Source organism: Tellurirhabdus rosea (genome assembly GCF_026278345.1).
Lineage (GTDB): Bacteria > Bacteroidota > Bacteroidia > Cytophagales > Spirosomataceae > Tellurirhabdus > Tellurirhabdus rosea.
In genome coordinates this window covers 5,500,814-5,519,507 of sequence record NZ_CP111085.1, presented here as the reverse complement: position 1 = coordinate 5,519,507, position 18,694 = coordinate 5,500,814, and the positions used below count along the sequence as shown (strand labels likewise).

Annotated in this window: 15 protein-coding genes; 9 read left to right on the top strand and 6 right to left on the bottom strand. The window is 57.5% G+C overall.

All coding sequences use genetic code 11. The features are described from left to right. Nucleotides 1-21: 21 nt before the first annotated feature. On the bottom strand, nt 22-534 hold the full coding sequence (locus ORG26_RS23250; RefSeq protein ID WP_266366057.1) for a DinB family protein: 513 nt from the start codon (nt 532-534) through the stop codon (nt 22-24). Nucleotides 535-592: 58 nt separating this feature from the next. Between ORG26_RS23250 and ORG26_RS23245 the strand changes: the two genes are divergently transcribed. Further along, entirely contained in the window at nt 593-1,510 is a 918-nt protein-coding gene (locus ORG26_RS23245) for a sugar phosphate isomerase/epimerase family protein (protein WP_266366055.1), read from the top strand. Between the two features lie 45 nt (nt 1,511-1,555). On the opposite strand, the gene ORG26_RS23240 is transcribed toward ORG26_RS23245, so the two are convergent. Next, on the bottom strand, nt 1,556-2,968 hold the full coding sequence (locus ORG26_RS23240; RefSeq protein ID WP_266366053.1) for a S41 family peptidase: 1,413 nt from the start codon (nt 2,966-2,968) through the stop codon (nt 1,556-1,558). 59 nt (nt 2,969-3,027) lie between these two features. Between ORG26_RS23240 and ORG26_RS23235 the strand changes: the two genes are divergently transcribed. Together ORG26_RS23235 and ORG26_RS23230 are read left to right on the top strand one after the other, a co-directional pair. Next, entirely contained in the window at nt 3,028-4,416 is a 1,389-nt protein-coding gene (locus ORG26_RS23235; protein WP_266366051.1) for an Nramp family divalent metal transporter, read from the top strand. A gap of 97 nt (nt 4,417-4,513) precedes the next feature. After that, a complete protein-coding gene (locus tag ORG26_RS23230; RefSeq protein ID WP_266366049.1) occupies nt 4,514-5,320 on the top strand; it encodes a hypothetical protein in 807 nt (268 codons plus the stop codon). A gap of 37 nt (nt 5,321-5,357) precedes the next feature. On the opposite strand, the gene ORG26_RS23225 is transcribed toward ORG26_RS23230, so the two are convergent. Further along, the gene (locus tag ORG26_RS23225) at nt 5,358-6,749 is read right to left on the bottom strand and encodes an erythromycin esterase family protein (RefSeq protein WP_266366047.1); all 1,392 of its coding nucleotides are present in this window, start codon (nt 6,747-6,749) and stop codon (nt 5,358-5,360) included. A gap of 180 nt (nt 6,750-6,929) precedes the next feature. On the opposite strand from ORG26_RS23225, the gene parS reads away from it, so the two are divergent. From parS to trxA, 5 genes are all read left to right on the top strand, one after another. Next, on the top strand, nt 6,930-7,337 hold the full coding sequence (gene parS / locus ORG26_RS23220; protein WP_266366045.1) for a type II RES/Xre toxin-antitoxin system antitoxin: 408 nt from the start codon (nt 6,930-6,932) through the stop codon (nt 7,335-7,337). Then, the gene (locus ORG26_RS23215; protein ID WP_266366043.1) at nt 7,337-7,786 is read left to right on the top strand and encodes an RES family NAD+ phosphorylase; all 450 of its coding nucleotides are present in this window, start codon (nt 7,337-7,339) and stop codon (nt 7,784-7,786) included. Before parS ends, ORG26_RS23215 begins: the two co-directional genes overlap by 1 nt. A gap of 1 nt (nt 7,787) precedes the next feature. Next, entirely contained in the window at nt 7,788-8,312 is a 525-nt protein-coding gene (locus ORG26_RS23210; protein WP_266366040.1) for a hypothetical protein, read from the top strand. 167 nt (nt 8,313-8,479) lie between these two features. After that, nucleotides 8,480-12,097 carry a DNA polymerase III subunit alpha gene (gene dnaE, locus ORG26_RS23205; RefSeq protein ID WP_266366038.1) on the top strand — a complete coding sequence of 1,206 codons (3,618 nt, stop codon included), beginning with the start codon at nt 8,480-8,482 and terminating at the stop codon, nt 12,095-12,097. Between the two features lie 174 nt (nt 12,098-12,271). After that, the gene (gene trxA, locus ORG26_RS23200; RefSeq protein WP_266366037.1) at nt 12,272-12,592 is read left to right on the top strand and encodes a thioredoxin; all 321 of its coding nucleotides are present in this window, start codon (nt 12,272-12,274) and stop codon (nt 12,590-12,592) included. A 71-nt stretch (nt 12,593-12,663) separates the two neighbouring features. Here the strand turns inward: trxA and ORG26_RS23195 are convergent, their stop codons facing one another. Both ORG26_RS23195 and ORG26_RS23190 read right to left on the bottom strand, forming a co-directional pair. Then, on the bottom strand, nt 12,664-14,805 hold the full coding sequence (locus ORG26_RS23195; protein WP_266366036.1) for an HRDC domain-containing protein: 2,142 nt from the start codon (nt 14,803-14,805) through the stop codon (nt 12,664-12,666). Nucleotides 14,806-15,115: 310 nt separating this feature from the next. Then, nucleotides 15,116-16,330: an aspartate aminotransferase family protein gene (locus ORG26_RS23190; RefSeq protein WP_266366035.1), complete on the bottom strand. Its 1,215-nt coding sequence runs from the start codon at nt 16,328-16,330 to the stop codon at nt 15,116-15,118. A gap of 98 nt (nt 16,331-16,428) precedes the next feature. Here ORG26_RS23190 and ORG26_RS23185 point away from each other — a divergent pair, with 98 nt between their 5' ends. Then, nucleotides 16,429-17,325, top strand: coding sequence for a hypothetical protein (locus ORG26_RS23185; RefSeq protein WP_266366034.1), 897 nt, complete (start codon nt 16,429-16,431; stop codon nt 17,323-17,325). Nucleotides 17,326-17,442: 117 nt separating this feature from the next. Here ORG26_RS23185 and ORG26_RS23180 read toward each other — a convergent pair whose 3' ends face one another. Then, entirely contained in the window at nt 17,443-18,645 is a 1,203-nt protein-coding gene (locus ORG26_RS23180) for a hypothetical protein (RefSeq protein WP_266366033.1), read from the bottom strand. Nucleotides 18,646-18,694 lie beyond the last annotated feature (49 nt).

Genomic DNA, 18,694 nt, shown 5'->3' with positions numbered 1-18,694 from the left:
CATAATTCAATTGGAAAAGACTTACTCCGGCGCAGTTAGCACTTTTGCCGTAACGAGCACTTGCCCCAGGTGCCGCATCGTATGTTCGGCGCTGTGAAAAAGCAGTCCCTGGACGGTCGAAGGAATCTGCGCGCGGCCCACACCCCTGACGTCCGTGAGGGTTTGCTCGTCGGTCTGGCGCAACTGGTCGAGGGCTTTATCGACCTGCTGGCCGAACCGCAGAAGCAGCGTCGAAACGCTCAGGTCGGCGGGTTGACCTTCGGCCGAAAGGTACGCCAGTTGTTCGGACGATAGCTGCTCTCCGCGGGCGTAGGTCAGCAGGCGGTCCAGCACGCCGGTCAGGTGCTGCAGATGGAAGCCGACCGAGGCGACCCCGGCGGGGCGTTCCCAGAGCAACGGGTCGGGGAAATCGGCCAGGGCCGTTTGCAGTTCTTCGCGGGCCTGGAGCAGGGCGTGGGCTGCCGGTTGGAGCAGGGCGGGCATGTCGGGCAGCGGGCCGCGCAGCCACACTTCGCGGGTTTCGGGAGAGGTCATGGGGAGAACGAACGGATGGTTTTGCTTTTTAACACAAGCAAATTTTCCGATTGGTTCCATGACCGCTGACCGCCGCCGTTTTCTGCAAACCCTGACCGCCCTTTCCGGCGCCCTTTGCCTGCCGGAAACCCTCGCTGCCGCCCCCGCCCGTCCGGCCGTGGCCTGCAACCAGTACAACTGGATCACCTTCTACCAGCGCGAAGGCAAACAGTGGATGCAGGACCCCGACGCCTCGCTTTCGGACTTTGTCCAGTCCGGCCTGAAAGGCTACGAACCGTCCTTCAACAAGGCCGAAGAGGTCCGCAAACTGGCTCCGTTGCTCCAGAAATACGGGCTGGAAATGCACTCGGTTTACGTGGGCAGTACCCTGCACCGGGCCGACGAATCGCAGCAGTCGATGGAAACCCTGCTGGCCATCGCGGAGGCCGCCAAACCGCTGGGAACGCGGATCATTGTTTCGAATCCCAGTCCGATAAAATGGGGCAGCGGTGAAAACAAAAACGATTCCGAACTGGAACGGCAGGCGCGTAATCTGGACCAGGTGGGGGCGGAACTCCGCAAGCGGGGCATGACGCTGGCGTATCACACCCACGACCCCGAACTCCGGGCGGCCGCCCGCGAATTTCACCACATGCTGCTGGCGACCGACCCCAAAAATGTAGCCCTGTGCCTCGACGCCCACTGGATTTATCGGGGTGCTGGAAACTCGCAGGTGGCCCTGTTCGACATTGTGAAACTGTACGGCAAACGGATTGTAGAACTGCACCTGCGGCAGTCGCAGAACGGCGTCTGGTCGGAGGTGTTCGGACCGGGCGATATTGATTATCCGCGTCTGGTTAGAGAGCTAAAGGCCCTGAATGTCAGGCCGCATCTGGTGCTGGAGCAGTGCGTGGAAAAAGAGTCGCCGAAGACCATGAACGGGGTGGAGGCTCACCGCCGGGACTTGGCTTATGCCCGGGAGATTTTCGGGCAATAAAAGGCCCGCCGCTTCTGCCGCGGGCCTGAAAAACGGACGCCAATCTTAAGGACGGGAACGCGAGACAGTTTCGCTTTTTAACCGGGAGAAAAGGTATTCCAGAACCGTATCCCGTCCGGCCTGCGTGTCCTGAGGCGACTGGGCTATCTCTACATCCGGCCGGACGCCCTGGAGTTTCGGTTCGGCGCAGGGATGCACGAACACCTTGCAGGAACAGAACGCCTGAAGGCCCGTATTCGGCAGCGCAAAATCAATCAGGTCGCCGTAAGCTATGGTCACGCCGCCGGTTTCCTGTCCGACAATAGTTCCTATTTTGTAGCATTTGAAAGCGGTGGCAAACATGTTGGCGCTCGAAAACGTGTAATGGCTGGTTAGCAGAAAAACCTTTCCGCGAAAGAACAGCGTTGAGTCCCGGAGTGGGGCCGGTTTCTTTGCTTCCTGGGTGTACGAAAGTCGTTGCCCGTCGTCCCCGGCCGATGCCGTCACCATACCCCGTTCCCGAACAATGGGAGAGATTTTGATTTCCACCCGTTCGACCTGCCGGATCGGTTTGTCGGTCAGATAGCGGAACAGTTCGTCGCCGAGGCCGGAGTTGCCGCCCCCGTTCTGGCGAAAGTCAAGGAGGAGGTTCGCTATTTTCCGGTCGCGAATCACGGTAAAGGCCGAGTCCAGAAACGATTTGAACTTATCCGGATTATTCATGGCGTTGACATGCAGGATGGCGGTGCTCTGCTCCGGACGGAGGCTGAGGGCGTAATCCTGCCGGCTGCCAGCCACCTTCAGCTGGTAAGCGCGCAGGGCGGGAATGAGTTCGGAGACCGGATTGCCCTTTATCTCGACCGTTCGCCGCTGTCCGTTCGCTTCTTTCAGCACCAGCGTGTAGGGCGCTTCCATTCCCGTTACGGACCAGAGCAGCCGCCGAAAATTGTCGGAAACCCGGTTCAGCCGGAAGTGTTCCAGCTCGCCGCTGGCGCTTTCCTTCAATTTGGCCAGAAGGGTCGCGGCGGGCATCCCGTTGAGACTGATAATTTCCGTGCCTGCCGGAATCGGGTTTTCGCTGAAATCAACTTTAACAAACAGCCTTTTCTGTTCAACGGACACGCCTAACGGGAGCAGCCGGGAGGTCTGGGTGTAGGCATTCCATTCTTCCATAGGGTAGTTCAGGCCCGTATGACCGTCCCGGAAAGCCGCCGAAAACGGAACGACCAGCCGGGCGAATTCCAGGCGGGTCATCGGACGCAGCTTTTTTTCGATGTTCTGCACCTGCTGCTCAATTTCCTTTTTGCCGACGTAGGCGTAAAGATTGGGATGAATTTGTTCGTAATTGGTGAGCAGAGCGCGCAGGTCCGCCCGGAGTTCTTCGGCCGTAAAGATTCGTCCCGGATTTTCCGCCGGAGATTGAGCGGAGGCTACTTTCGGAAAGCAGCCCAAAAACAGCAGTAAAAGGAGTTTTTTCATCGATCCGTAAAGGTTTCGGCGGCAAATTGGGCAGACTTTGGGGACGCATCAACGCTTTTATGATGAACTGTTATTATTTTACCGTCAACCGGAACGAACCCGCCGGAAACCGAAAACGGGTTCCGATTTCCGGCTTTCCCAATCCGCTCTTTATGCCAAAAAATGTCAGCTTTCGCTCCGGCTTTTCCAGCGTCCTTTTCTGGTCGATCATCTCCGCCGCCTTCATTGGACCCGGAACCGTCACGACCTGCTCAATGGCCGGTGCCCGTTTTGGACTGGATTTACTCTGGGCGCTGACGTTCTCGACCGTCGGCACAATTGTGCTGCAGGAAGCCGCCGCCCGGCTGACCATCGCGTCCGGCCGGAATCTGGGCGAAGTGGTTTCGCAGGTGGTAGGGGGCGGTGGCCGCAGCTTGTCCATGCTTCTCTTCGCGGCGGTGGCGCTCGGCTGCGCGGCTTACCAGGCCGGCAATATCGTGGGGGCCGTTGCGGGGCTGTCGCTGCTGACCGGACTTTCGACCGCCGGGCTGACGGTTGGGGTCGGCGTGCTGTGCATGGCTCTGCTCTGGGTTGGTTCTACCCGGCTGATCGCCAATTTTCTGGGGGTCGTGGTGTTCGGCATGGGGCTGGCATTTGCCTATGTGGCGTACCAGACGGGCCCTTCGGCGGCGGACACGGGGGCTGCGCTGGTGGTTCCGGCGCTGCCCAACGGTTCGCTGGTGCTGGTTATCGGACTGATCGGGACGACCATTGTGCCGTACAACCTGTTTCTGGGTTCAGGAATCGGGCAGCACCAGTCCATTGCCGAAATGCGCTGGGGAATTGCAGTGGCCGTGGTCATAGGCGGGCTGATTTCCATGGCGATTCTCGTGGCGGGAACCGGCCTGACGGGCGAGTTTACGTTTCAGAACGTGGCCGCTTCGCTTTCGGCGCGTCTGGGTGCCTGGGCGGGCTGGCTGTTTGCGTTTGGCCTGTTTGCGGCGGGATTTACCTCGGCTCTGACGGCTCCGCTGGCGGCGGCGGTCACCGGCAAAAGCCTGCTGAACTGGCCGGAGTCCTCAGCGACCTACCGGGCCGTCTGGCTGACTGTCATGGGCGTGGGGCTGCTGTTCGGGTTGCTGAACGTCAAACCGGTTCCGGTCATTATTCTGGCGCAGGCCGTCAACGGGGTGCTGCTCCCGTTCGTGACTATTTTTCTGCTGCTGGCCGTCAATACGCCCGGGGTGCTGAGCGAAACCTACCGCAACAGCCTCTGGCAGAACGGCCTGATGGTGCTGGTGGTGATGGTGACCGCCTTTCTGGGGCTGCGCAATCTGGCCCTGGCCCTGTCGTCCTTCGCGCTCTGGCCCTCGGGTTCCCCGTTCTGGGAGGTCTATCTGCCGGTGCTGGCGACGTGCCTGCTGGTGGGCTGGCTGGTGGTTCGGCTGTCGCGGCTGCGCCTGACCTAGACCGGTCGCTTTATCTTGACTTTCGGCCGTTTAGCAAAAGTCATTTGAACCCTTTTGTTCCAAATGGTATCTTTAAGACAAACAACTGGTGAACAGCATGAAACGAACGATATACTACCTGATTCTGCTTCTTTTTTCGGGAATTGCAGGCTGCGCGCCCCCGGTCTACCGCCTGACTCCCGAAACGGGCGAGGTGGCCTATGTGGAAGGGCGGCCCACGACCAAAGTAGAGCAGAACGGCCTCAAAATCGTGGCTTCCTACGAACGCCTCGACCTGAATTTTGTCGCTCTGGACGTAGAGCTAAAGAACCTGTCGGATACGCCGCTGGAAGTCAATCCGGCTAATTTCAGGTACGCGGCCCTGCAGGCGAATCAACTCGATACGCTGGAGACTCTGACGAATCCGGTCCGCAAACAGCTTTTTTCCGCCGCCGACCCGATGGCCGAAGCGGACAAGGTAAATGCCAGACAGAATCAGGAGGTTAAACGGCTGAAAACCGCCAGAATCATCAATACCGTCCTGATGGTGGCGGTGGTCGCCAGCGACATTGCCTCTTCCACTTCTTCCAGAAACCGCAGGGAGCCGGCCCGCTGGGTGCAGAACCGCGTGACGCACGAAAATCTGTACACCGCCCTCCAGGCCAAGCGCATGATCGACCACGGCATGTTCGCCGACCGGATGCAGCGGTACGATTACGAAGCCTACCGCTGGAACGAACTGGCCCTGAAACGGACGACGCTCCAGCCGGGCGAATCCGCGCGGGGTCAGGTGTTTCTGCCCCTGAGCCGGGACGCCAGTTACCTCCTGCTGAGTTATCCGGTGTCCGAAGCGCAGCCGGTCAACATCCGGTTTCGTCAGGAATGGGTCAAACGCGAACGGCCGAAGCGAACGCGAAACAGATAAAATAACCCCGGCTTCCTGTCGAGGAAGCCGGGGCAACTCAGTCGTTGATCAGCGCATAACTGCCCACCGGCGCGTTGCTGTGCTCTTTGCGGGCTTCCGGCGGTACCGGCAATGGATTCAGCGCCTTCGTCCGGTCGATGAAAATGAAACTGTCGTACCGCTGCGTCAAATCCGTCGGGACGTAGTTTCCGGCTTCCCGGTTAGGATTGTACACGACCCCGATGGCCCGCTGGCCGCGTTCGGTCCGCAGTTCCGGGATTTGCCTTAGCGACTGTAGGCTCACCAGTTTATTTTCGGCCGAGGCGGTATGCAGCAGGTCGGCCCAGCTGCCCCGCGCCGCTTTCGGAACGGGCATTCGCTGCAGCGGGGCTCCCCAGCGATTGGCGGCAATCACTTCGCCTTCGTAGGTGCCGAAGCCGACGATGTGCACGCCCTCCGTGCCGTGGGATTCGCGGACCAGTTGTCCGAGGTTGACCATGCCCGCTTCGGCCATGTCGGTATGCTGGGCGTCGCCGACATGCGTATTGTGCGCCCAGACGATGGCTTTTGCGTTGGGACCGTGCAGCCGCATGAGGCGGTCGAGGGTTTCGGCCATGTGCCGGTCGCGGACGTTCCAGGACTCGGCATCATCCCGGACCATGGCGTAATAGTACCGTTCTCCGTTTACCGCCACGAGGGCATTCTGTTCCAGATTGAACTGCTCAAGGGCCGATAGTCCGGCCGGGGGCTGTGCCCGGAGCCGTTCCAGCAATTGGGTCAATTGGGGAGCGCACCGCTGGCCGCGCAGGGTGCCCAGGGCATACGCCTGTTCATCGCCCCGGTAGACGGCCAGGCACCGGGCTGCCTCCTGCGCCAGGGCCGCGGCCTGCGGGTCGGTGTTTTGCAGGCCGGTGCGGAGCCGGTCCATCGACTCCCAGAGGCTGTAAACGTCCAGTCCGTAGAAAGAAGCCTTCTGTTCGTCCGAACGCGCATCGTTATACGTCCGCATCCAGTCTGCCAGACTGGCGACTTCTTCGTTGGCCCACATCCAGGTCGGCCAGCGGTCAAAAGCCCGGAGGACATCGCGCGCCCGGTCTGGACTGCCCGCTCCCCGGATGTATTGGTTCAGCTCGTACGCATCCGGCCAGTCACCTTCGACGGCTACGAACGTAAAGCCTTTTTCCTGAATCAGCCGTTTGGTAATGGTGGCCCTCCAGGTGTAAAATTCGGCCGTTCCGTGCGACGCTTCTCCCAGCAGGACATAACGCGCGTCGCCAATCTGGCGCATGAGCGAATCCAGATCGTCCTCGTTCGTCAAAGGCTGTGACGCTGATTGCAGGGCTTTAATGATTGCGTCGGGCTGCTCCCCGCGGGCCGTGACTGTCTCCTGTCGGCAGCCGTTAAGACTGCTCAGAAAGTATCCGAATAAAACAATGGGTAACTTTTTCATGACCCCTCCGTCCTTTTTCACCTGATTGCTAAAAGACGTGGGGAGAAAATGGTTTGGAGCAGAGACCGTCAGATGAGCTTTCGGACTTGCCTTTCCCGGAAGCGTCCGCAAACTTTTAGACAAAAGTCTTTGTTGTTCGGACAAAGTTCCTATTTTTGTTTCCACTAAACCGGGTTCGTTATGTCCAATGTTGTTCAACGCCGTCAAATTCCGCAGGACCGTTCCGCTCTGGTGCTGCTGGCCTTACAGGGCATTCCGGCGGCGGCTTTTTTTGACATTGCCGAACAGACCGGGTATCGCCGGGAGCAGTTGGCGGAGGTTTTTGATACGTCCGTAAAGACCTTCCAGCGCTATGAGCGGGAGGACCGGAAGCTGAATCCCCAGGATAGCGAAAAGGCGCTGAAAATCATGGCTTTATTCGAAAAAGGAGAGGAGCTTTTCGGCTCGAACGACCACTTCCGGCGCTGGATGGACAAGCCGGCGTTTGGTCTGGGCAGTCAGGTTCCGTTCGACCTTCTGCATACCTCCGGCGGCATTGACCTCATCATGGACGAACTGACCCGGATCGAGTACGGGGATCTGGCCTGATGCTCGTCTACCGAATCACGAAATCCCGTTATGCCGGTCAACTGCTGGCCTCCGGCGGGGCCGCCCGCTGGAACTCGCGCGGGATGTTTGTCTTGTACACGGCCGCTTCCCGGGCGCTGGCCTGTCTGGAGAACGTCGTTCACCGCTCGGGCGAGGGTTTGCAGGACGACTTTCGGGTGATGGTCATCGACGTGCCCGACCCCCTGGCCGTGGAGACCATTCCGCCCGAAAGCCTGCCTGCCGACTGGTTCGATTTCCAAAACTATTATACCTGCCAGCAGCGCGGCGACGACTGGCTGCGTTCGGTCCGGACGCCGGTGCTGCAGGTTCCGTCGGCGATCATTCCCGGCGAGTTCAATTTCCTGCTAAACCCCGCCCATCCGGAGTTCCGAGCCGTTCAGCTTCTGCGGACCGAGCCGTTTGTATTTGATCCGAGAATCAAGGAATAATATGTCAAAAGCCTATCCAAACCAGCTTTCCTACGGAGCCAACAACACGGTTATCGCGCTGAGCCGCACCGAAGTCGCCAAGATTTTCCGGGGCGATACCCGTTCAGATATAGGATCGGAGGCTGAGAAAATGAAGGTTGCCAATCAGATAAATGATCTGGTTGTAAAGTTCATTCGTTTAGATTACGACGAGCAAAATGATTGGGATATGCTGGTGATGGAGCGCCTCTACCCGCAGGATTTCCGGAGCATCGAGCAGGCCAAACGGGAATTGCTGCTTGATGTTTTTGAAGACGAACTAACGGCTTTGCACCGGGCGGGGTTTGTGCACCGCGACCTCTGCCGCCCGTCGAATCAGGGTGGGGAGCGGTACGATAATATTTTCCTGACCGATACCGGTATCCGGCTGATTGACGTGGGTATCTCGGCCCTGCAGCATCAGGTGGGCGAGAAGTTATTTGCCAAGTATATCGAGGTTGAGTTGCGGGAGCTTTCCGAATTTCGGGCGTATTTTTTGAACCGGTAAAACCGGGTATAAAAGCCAGCCTGTCAGGAAGGTAGTTGGACGGGAGCTAAAAAAAGCGCTTAAATCTAAGTGAAAGGCCGGGGTTTCTACGTCTTAACTCTGTATTTTTAACCTGAATTACATTTAGATCCTCCCTTCAGGAGTTTACTAATACAGCAACGGATTCGATGCAATTTTCCCACCTTCACTGCCACACGCAATACTCCCTGCTCGACGGGCAGGCGGATATTAAGAAGCTGATCAAAAAGGCGAAAGCCGACAATATGCCCGCCGTGGCCATCACGGACCACGGGAACATGTTCGGCGTGTTCGAGTTTGTGGCCGAGGCGTCCAAGCAGGGCATCAAACCGATTGTGGGCTGCGAATTTTACGTCGTGGAAGACCACACCCGGAAACAGTTTACCAAGGAACAGAAAGACGTCCGCTACCACCAGCTCCTGCTGGCCAAGAACCCGACGGGCTACAAGAACCTGTCCAAGCTCTGCTCGCTGGGCTACATGGACGGCCTGTACGGCAAATATCCCCGGATTACCAAAGCCCTCATCGAAAAGCATATGGAGGGGCTGATTGCCACCACCTGCTGCATTGGGGCGATGGTGCCGAAAACCATTCTGAAAAAAGGAGAGGCCGAGGGCGAAAAAGAGTTTAAGTGGTGGCTCGACCGCTTCGGCGAAGACTATTACGTGGAGTTGCAGCGCCACGAAATTGCCGACCAGATCAAGGTCAACGAGGTACTCGTCAAGTTTGCCCGGAAGTACAACGTCAAAATCATCGCTTCCAACGACTCCCACTACGTCGATCAGGAAGACTGGGTGGCGCACGATATTCTGCTCTGCGTCAACACGGGGGAGAAGATGAGTACGCCTTCCGCCAAAGAGTTCAACGACGAGGAAGGCTTCCCGAAAGGCACGCGGTTTGCCTTTTTCAACGACCAGTTTTATTTCAAGAATACGCAGGAAATGTCGACGCTCTTCAGCGATTTGCCGGAGGCGATCGACAATACGAACGAGATTGTCGGCAAGGTCGAGACGCTTAAACTAAAGCGCGACATCATGCTGCCTAACTTCCCTATTCCCAGGGAGTTCCAGGTGCACGACGACGATGTTTTGAACCAGTGGGAATACCTCAAGCACCTGACGTACACCGGCGCCAAGGAACGCTACGGCGAGATTACTCCCGAGGCGCAGGAACGGCTTGACTTCGAGTTGTTTACCATTAAGACGATGGGCTTCGCCGGTTACTTTCTCATCGTATCGGACTTCATCAAAGCGGGTCGCGACCTGGGCGTGATGATCGGGCCGGGCCGGGGCTCGGCGGCGGGCTCGGCGGTGGCCTACTGCATCGGCATTACGAACATTGACCCGATCAAATACAACCTGCTGTTTGAGCGATTCCTGAACCCCGACCGGAAGTCCATGCCCGATATCGATACGGACTTCGACGACGAAGGCCGGCAGAAGGTAATCGATTATGTGGTGCAGAAATACGGCAAGCAGCAGGTGGCGCAGATTGTGACCTACGGCACGATGGCCGCCAAATCGGCCATCAAGGACGTGGCCCGCGTGATGGAACTGCCCCTGTCGGACTCCAACGCCCTGGCGAAACTGGTGCCCGACAAGCCGACGTATAACATGACGCTCCGCAAGATTTTCGAGGACCCGATTGACTCGCTGGCCAACATGATTCAGCCCGAGGAGGTCGAGAACGTCCGGAAGATGCGGGCGCTGGAATCCGGCGACGAACGGACCGTCCGGGAAATGAAACTGCTGGCCGATTCGTCCCAGATTTCGAACGTGCTGCGGCAGGCCCGGAAGCTGGAAGGAACCGTCCGGAACACAGGTATCCACGCCGCCGGAATTATCATCGCGCCCGACGACCTGTCGAACATCCTGCCCGTAGCCACCTCCAAAGACTCGGACCTGCTGATTACGCAGTACGAAGGAAAAATCATCGAGGACGCGGGCGTTATCAAGATGGACTTTCTTGGTCTGCGCAACCTGACCATCATCAAGGAGGCCCTCCGGCTCATCAAGCAGAACCACGGCGTCGAAATCGACATCGATTACATCCCGCTCGACGACCAGAAAACCTACGAGCTTTTCCAGCGGGGCGAAACCAACGCTATCTTCCAGTTCGAATCGGACGGGATGAAGAAGTACATGAAGGAACTCAAGCCCGACCGCTTCGAGGACCTGATTGCCATGAACGCCCTCTACCGCCCGGGTCCGATCGCCTACATTCCGAACTTTATCAACCGGAAACACGGGCGCGAGGAGGTGAAATATGACCTTCCCGAAATGGAGGAGCACCTGGCCGAAACGTACGGAATCAACGTCTACCAGGAGCAGGTGATGCTGCTTTCCCAGAAACTGGGCGGCTTTACCAAAGGCGACGCCGACGTGCTGCGGAAGGCCATGGGGAAAAAGCAGAAGGAAGTTCTGGATAAAATGAAGGTCAAATTCATGGAAGGCTGCGCCAAAAACGGCCTGAACGTGAAAGCCTGCGAGAAAGTCTGGACCGACTGGGAAGCCTTTGCCTCCTACGCCTTCAACAAATCGCACTCGACCTGTTACGCCTTCGTCGCTTACCAGACGGCCTACCTGAAGTCGCACTACAAGGCCGAGTACATGGCGGCCGTTTTGACGTCCTGCCTCGGCAACATCGAAAAAATCACCTTCTTCCTCGAAGAATGTAAGAGCATCGGGATTCCGGTTCTGGGTCCGGATGTGAACGAATCGGAGCGCTTTTTTGGGGTGAACAAAAAGGGCGAAATCCGTTTTGGGCTCGGCGGCATCAAAGGCACGGGCGACGCGGCCGTGGAATCGATCATCGACGAGCGCCGCAAGGGCGGGCCTTACAAGGACCTCTACGACTTCATGATCCGGTCGAATCTGCGGACGGTGAACAAGAAAACGCTGGAATCACTGGCCTATGCCGGGGCGTTCGACAACCTCGACGAGTGCCACCGGGCGCAGTTTTTCGATGTGCCGCAGGGCGAAACGGGCACCTTCCTCGAACGGCTCATCCGGTACGCCAACAACTACCACGCCGAGAAGTCGGCCGCGCAGCAGTCGCTGTTTGGAGCCATGAACGGCGGCGAACCCGACCTGCCCCGCCCCAAAGCCCCGAACGTGCCGACCTGGAGCGAAATCGACAAGCTCAAGTTCGAGAAAGACGTGGTCGGCTTTTACATCACCGGCCACCCGCTCGACGAGTTCCGGCTCGAACTCGAAAGCTTCTGTACGTGTACGCTAGACCGGTTGTACGACGACGTCAACAAGGGCAAGGAGATCACCGTCGGCGGGATCGTCACGAGTTCTCAGCTCCGGCAGGCCCGCAACGGGAACCCGTTCATTATTTTCAAACTGGAAGATTATAACGGGTCCGTCGAAATGAGCTTGTTCGGCGAAGATTACGTGCGGCTGAGCAACTACATCGAAGTCGGGCACTTCCTGCACATCAAAGGCAAGCTGCAGAACCGCTGGAACTCCGATCAGTTCGAATTCCGCCCGAACGCCATCCAACTGCTGACCGAAGTCCGGCAGAAGTACAGCCGGGAGTTGTGCGTGCAGCTTGATCTTCAGGTGATTAACAACGAATTTGTGGCTCATCTGACCGATCTGGTCAAGGCGTATCCGGGGCACTGTAACCTGCTGATGTCCATCCGCGACCGGGACGAACCGGTGGAGGTGAGCTTGCTCTCCCGGCCGTTCAAGGTGGCTCCGGTCAACGAACTGCTGAAAGCCCTGGATGCGCTGGATGGGGTAAAATGCCGCCTGAATTAAGAAGTGACTCTATCTCAAACCTTTCGGCGGACCGTTATCGAGCCAATTGATAACCGATAGCTTTTAATGATTGGAAACCGGCCCGTCTGCTTCGACATACATGAACTTTTTCCAGATTCAAAACATTGTACCGGTACTAATGAGTTAATTTCTACAAAACAATTCCATACAAACATGGCAAAAGCAATAGAAATCACCGACTCCAATTTTGCTGAGGTGATTAATTCTGACAAGCCGGTACTGGTTGACTTCTGGGCGGAGTGGTGCGGACCGTGCAAAATGATTGGTCCCGTTGTCGAGCAACTGGCAACTGAATACGAAGGAAAAGCCGTAATCGGCAAAATGGACGTGGATATGAACGCGCAGGTTCCTGCCCAGTTCGGCATTCGCAGCATCCCGACGCTGATGGTTTTCAAGAACGGCCAGCTGGTGGATAAGGTGATCGGTGCGGTGCCCAAGTCTGTTCTGGACCAGAAACTGCAGGCGCAGCTGTAAGCCATGTAGGCCAATAGATAAAAGCGAAAGCCGGACCATCAAAGTCCGGCTTTCGCTTTTACGCCTTTTTTTCAGAATGTTTCGGGCTGGACATCGTTCTCCTCGCACCAGAGCTGAATCAGTTCGAGAAGTTCCGGCCCGAACTGCCGGGCCTTCAGTTTGCCAATTCCCTTGACCTTCTCCAGGTCCCGAAGGGTCTGCGGAAGGCCGTTTGCCAGTTCCAGAATGGTTTTTCGAGGAAGCACCATGTAGCCTTTTACGTCGCTTTCGGCCGCTAGAGCGTCCCGCCACCGAACAATCGTCCGGTACAGGCCGGGATAGGCCACGGGGCTTTCGCCCTCCGCCTCGCTTCCCGCCGACGCGGCCGGAACCACCGCGGCGGCTTTACCCAGACCCGATTTGAAGGACAGTTCGGCTTCGTTCCGGGCTTTCAGGTAGGCCATTGACTCAAAGCCGGTCCGGCAGCGCTCAAAGCAGCTCAGTTTTGTATTCAGTTCTTTTTCAAACTCCTGGACCGCTTCGAGCATCGCGGTCCGCACCTGCTGGTTGTCCGAACCCGTCGGCAGGCGGTGCAGCGGCTGGAGCAGTTCTTGCCACAGAATCTCCTTGAAATACAGGCTTGCCTTGCCGATGCGCTCCTGCAGCGGCTGGTTTTCTTCCGGCAGGCAGCTTTCGGAGAAATAACGGGCCAGATCGCGTTCAAAACGCTCCGTGACCCGAACGGCTTTTTCCAGAAAAATGCCTTCCAGCTTTTCGAAGGCCGGCATCAGGTCGGCATCCAGCGAAGACGCATTTTCCCGGACGACTTTATGGGCTTTCTGCAACAGAAACGCGGCCTGCCGGAAAGAGAACAGCTCCTGAAGCAAGGTTTCCTGATAGGCTCGCTTCGACTCTTCGTACTCCCGTTCGGTCGGCGTTTTCTGCTGAACTTCCTGATGAAATTCGTCCAGAATCCACTCATTCTTGATGCTGCTGGAGGGAATGGGCGCGCTCAGCACGATGCCTTCCAGCGTTTTACAGCGGCTGAGGGCAACGTACACCTGTCCGTGCGTGAAGGCCGCCGCCGCGTCGATGATGGCCCGTTCGAAGGTCAGGCCCTGGCTTTTGTGGATGGTGATGGCCCAGGCGAGCTTCAGAGGGTATTGCGAGAAGGTTCCGATCACGTCGGCCCGGATTTCCTGGCTGCCGGGGTCGAGGCCGTACCGGATGTTTTCCCAACTGACGGGCGTGACGCTGATCTCTTCCTCATCCTGCGGGCAGCGAACGTAGATGACATCCTCGTCGATTTCCGTAATCCGGCCGATTTTTCCGTTGAAATAGCGCTTTTCGCGGGAAATGTCATTTTTGACGAACATCACCTGCGCCCCGACTTTCAGCTCCAGTTCGGCCTCGGTGGGGAAGGCATGGGCGGGAAATTCCCCGTCAATCGTTGCCGTAAAAACCTGCGATTCTTCGTCCAGTTCGTCCAGCCGCTGGCTGTTAATCTGTTGGGCCGCCGAGTTGTGCGTCGATAAGGTGATGTAAGGCAGTTCTTCTGTCGGCCGGAAATCCGGCTGGTGACGGGCATTCAGGACCTGGAGCTGCTGAGCCGTAATCTTCTTCTCCCGAATGGCGTTCAGAATTCCGATAAACTGCTCGTCCGACTGGCGATAAATATGCGTCAGTTCGATGGACACGTAGGGAATCTGCTGAAGCGCGCGGCTGCCGAAGAAGTAGCCCGTTTCGTAATACGGCCGAAGCAGCGCCCAGTCCTCATCCCGGATAACGGGCGGCAGCTGCTGCATGTCGCCGATCATCAGCAACTGCACGCCGCCAAAAGGCTGAGTCGGGTTTCGGTACCGGCGCAGGACGGCATCGATGCCGTCCAGGACATCGGCCCGCACCATGCTGATTTCGTCGATCACCAGTAGGTCCAGCGTCCGGATCAGGCGCAGCTTGTCTTTGGTAAATTTGCGGGTGGGCTGCCGGTCGGAGCCGGGTACCAGGGGGCCGAACGGCAGTTGGAAAAACGAGTGGATCGTCACGCCGCCCGCGTTGATGGCCGCCACGCCGGTGGGCGCGACCACCACCAGCCGTTTGCCGGTTGCATATTTGATCGAGTGCAGAAACGTGGTTTTGCCCGTTCCGGCTTTTCCCGTCAGAAAAACGTTCCGGTTGGTGTGCAGGACGAAATTTCGGGCTAATTCGAGTTTCTGGTTTACGGCGGCGGACATACTGTTTCTTTTAACGATAGCTTATAGCAATAACGGTTCACAAAGGCGGGGTGGTTCGGTCAGAACAAAGCTCAATTTACCAAAAAGCCGCCGTTTTTGCACAAAAAAGCGGTAATTGGCAAAAGGGCGCGTTTTGAATAATCTGCCATGTAGACACCGCCCTGACTCAGTGGTAGCCGCGGGTATTCAGGTACAGAATCGTATAATTGGCCAGCAGCCCGGTGGGTTGCTCGCAGAGGGTCGCAGATTTTAGGCGCTGATTTACGCTGATTTTTCTGCGGGCATCTGCGTTTATCTGCAAGAAAAAACGTCAATCAATCGCTCCCAGAATCAACGTACACGCCTCGTCAATCTCCGCCTCCGTAATTACCAGCGGTGGGGCAATGCGCATCGAATGGTCGCAGAACAGGAACCAGTCGGTCAGGACGCCCGCCGAAATGGCCCGGTCGATAACGGGTTTGAGCACGTCGAACGACGCGAATTCTGCCGCCAGCATCAGCCCCTTGCCCCGGACTTCCCGAATGGCCGGATGCACCAGCCGTTGCCGGAACAACTGGCCTTTTTGCTCCGCTTTGGCATATAACTGCTGGTCCCGAATGATCTGTAACGTCGCCAGGGAGGCCGCACAGCTGACCGGATGCCCGCCAAAAGTGGTGATGTGGCCCAGGATTGGCCCGGTTTTGAACACGCTCATCACCTCCGTTGGCGCGATAAAGGCCCCGATGGGCATACCGCCACCCATGCCTTTGGCGCAGACCAGCACATCCGGCATAACGCCGAAATCTTCAAAGGCCCAGAATGTGCCCGTCCGGCCGAAACCGGTCTGGATTTCGTCGAAAATCAGGAGGGCCCCCACTTCGGTACACCGTTGCCGGACGGCCTGAAGGTAAGCCGGATCGGGAACGCGAACGCCCGCTTCGCCCTGCACGACTTCCATGATGACGGCCGCCGTCCGGCAGCTTATCTTCTGGATGTCCTCCCAGCGGCCGTGCTGGATGTGCCGGATACCGGGCAGCAGCGGCCGGAAGCTGTTTTTGAACCACTCGCCGCCCGCCAGCGAGAGGGCACCCTGCGTAGCGCCGTGGTAGGAGTTGAAGCAGGAAATGAGTTCGGTGCGGCCAGTAAAGCGTTTTGCCAGCTTCATGGCGCCTTCGATGGCTTCCGTACCGGAATTGGTAAAATAAACGCTTTGCAGGGGACCGTAGGCCGTCGGGGGAAGCCCGGCTGCGGCCACCGTTTCGGCCAGCGCGTGGGCCAGCTGCACCTGCGGCGTCTGGACAAACTCGCCGTACACCATCAGGTGCATGTATTTGTCCAGTTGCCCGTAAATCGCCTCCAGCACGGCGGGGTGGCGGTGGCCTACGTTGCTGACGCCGATGCCGGAGATCAGATCAATGTATCTCTGCCCTTCGGTTCCGTACAGGTAGATACCTTCGGCCCGCTCGATTTCGAGGGCCAGCGGGAAGTCGGAGGTCTGGGCGACGTGCTGAAAAAAAAGCTGCCTTGGGGTAAGAAGCGTATTCAAAAGGGACCAGTTGATTAAAATGTAAAATTACAACCCATTTGAATTTGAGCCAGTTCACATTCTTGCTTATCTTTCGTTTAATACAATCCGGCTTGCGTATGAAGCAACTGTACTCCCTGATTTTTTGCTGTTTACTGGTTGTGGAGGTGTGGGGACAGGATGTCTACTACGAGCCTATCCGAACGATGATTCCCGGAACGTACGAGTTCCAGCTGGCGGACGGCAGTCGGCTGCGTGGACAGCTGGTCCGCAACGACAGCGCGGTGTACCACATCCGCACGCGGGAAGGGCTGGACAAGCAGGTTTCCATGAGCGACATTGTCCGGGCCGACCTCATCGGCGGGACGTTTCGCCTGGTGCCGTCGCATCCCAACGGCTTTCCGTTCCGGCTTCATTTCATGCCCACCGCTTATATGCCCGAGAAGAAGCGGTTGTACTACCAGAACGCCCTGCTCATCATGTCCAAAGTAGACGTGGGCGTAACCCGGCACTGGAGCATTGGAGCCGGGTTTCACAACCTGCGACCGCATGATTTTTTCACCCTGTCGACCAAGCTCGGCACTAAGGTGACCGAAAAAATGCGGATCGGCTTGCAGGGCCAATACCTGTCTCTGCGGGTTTCGGAGCAGTCCAACGTGCGGTTTACCCTGGTTCAGGGACTGGTGACGGTAGGCAGCCCGGAACGAAACATTACGGTCGGCGTGGGAGCCACCCTGTCGGAAGGGGGCCTTGGCACGTCGGGCGTAGCGACCATCGGTTACGTGCGGAAAGTTGCTCCGGACCTGACGCTGGTGAACCAGAACACCATTTTCATCGGAGAAAGCGTGGACCCGCAGTTTACCTACCTGTCCGGTATTTCCACCTTTGGCCTCCGCTTCGACCGCCGCCGCCACGCCTTCGACCTCGCCGCCATGCTCCCCGTTTACACCGTTAACCGCCTCATCCGAACCACCGTGCTGCCGTACGGGAGCTACCAGATTCGGATAGGAAGGTAAGGAAATGACTGAATGATTGAATTTTGAATGATTGATTGGCGGTCCGACGCTACGGCTGATTGGCACCGTAGAGGCAAGACAGCGAAGCTATTCAACATTCAATCATTCAACATTCAATCATTCAAAAAAGCCTACCGTTCCGCCGACCCAGTCGAAGTTTTTGTTGAAGTTGACGCCGATCATTTCGCCGCGGCTGAGGCGGGCGAGGTTGGTCAGCAGGATGGGGTGCGGGTCGCCTTCGTGCCAGACGTACAGCATCCGGATCTCGCATTTCACCAGCCCGTCGGGCGACTGAATGACCGGCTCGTACTGCACCTTTTTCTGAATCAGGTAGTTCTGTTTGTCCGGAATACGGTCCAGGTCCTCCCGGCTGATGTGCAGTTTGACGCCCGAACCGGCAAAGGAGAACAGGGGCTTGAGGACGTAATTTTCCAGATCGGCAGGGTACTCGGTCAACTGATCGAGGTAGTAGCTCTGGGGCACAAACGGGGACGACGAACCGGGGCGGCTGAGCAGCGGAAGCGTGTATTTGCTGATCCGGAAAAACCAGTTCGGGTGGGCGACCCATTCGACGTCCACATCGTCGGTAAGCCGGAAGTCCGTTTGCAGGTCACCGAGGGTTTCCAGTTCGTCGAAAATAAGCCGGTTGTAAATCCGGTGAATGTGGATGCGCCGCCCGTCTTTTTCGTAGTACAGTTTCCGCCCATCTTTCCGGATTTTGGTCAGACAGACCGGCTCAATGCCCAGCATGTCCCGCGTGATGGCGAAATCGAGCCGGGTTTTCTGCTTTTCCGGATAAATCTCCAGCAAAATGACGTTTTCCGGTTCGTTGAGGCCCACGATCAGCCGCCGCAGGTGCTGCCGGTACGTTTCGTCACTGTCCACGTTGAACAGGTGCGACACGCTGTCCGGAACCGGGTAAAATTTCCGGAACAACTGCGCCAGATACGACTGGTAGCCGTAGAGCGACGGAAATCCCTGAAGCTCGATTAGCTGCGGGGCAAGCTCCCCGGCCTCATCCCGACAGACCGCAAAGTCGATGGCCAGAAAAGACGTGTGCCCGTTTTCGTTCGGCACCCGCTGGTGGGCCGGAATGGCCCGTTCGGTCAGCTCCTTGAAGTTTTCGGCGCTGATGACGTCGATAATGGCGTTACAGGCGGCGATTAATTTATCTTTCAGTTCGCGGGGCACAAAAACCGGCGTTTCGGCCACCCGGAAGTCCAGCAGACCCGGATAGTCGTGGTCGATATGCTCCAGAAAAGCCCGGTACGTTTCCGGCGAAAAAGCGTTATTGAAGGTTTGGCGGATGTGGTGAATCATAGAATGGAAGCGAACGCGGGAAAGGCAAAGGGGGCGGATTGTCACAAAT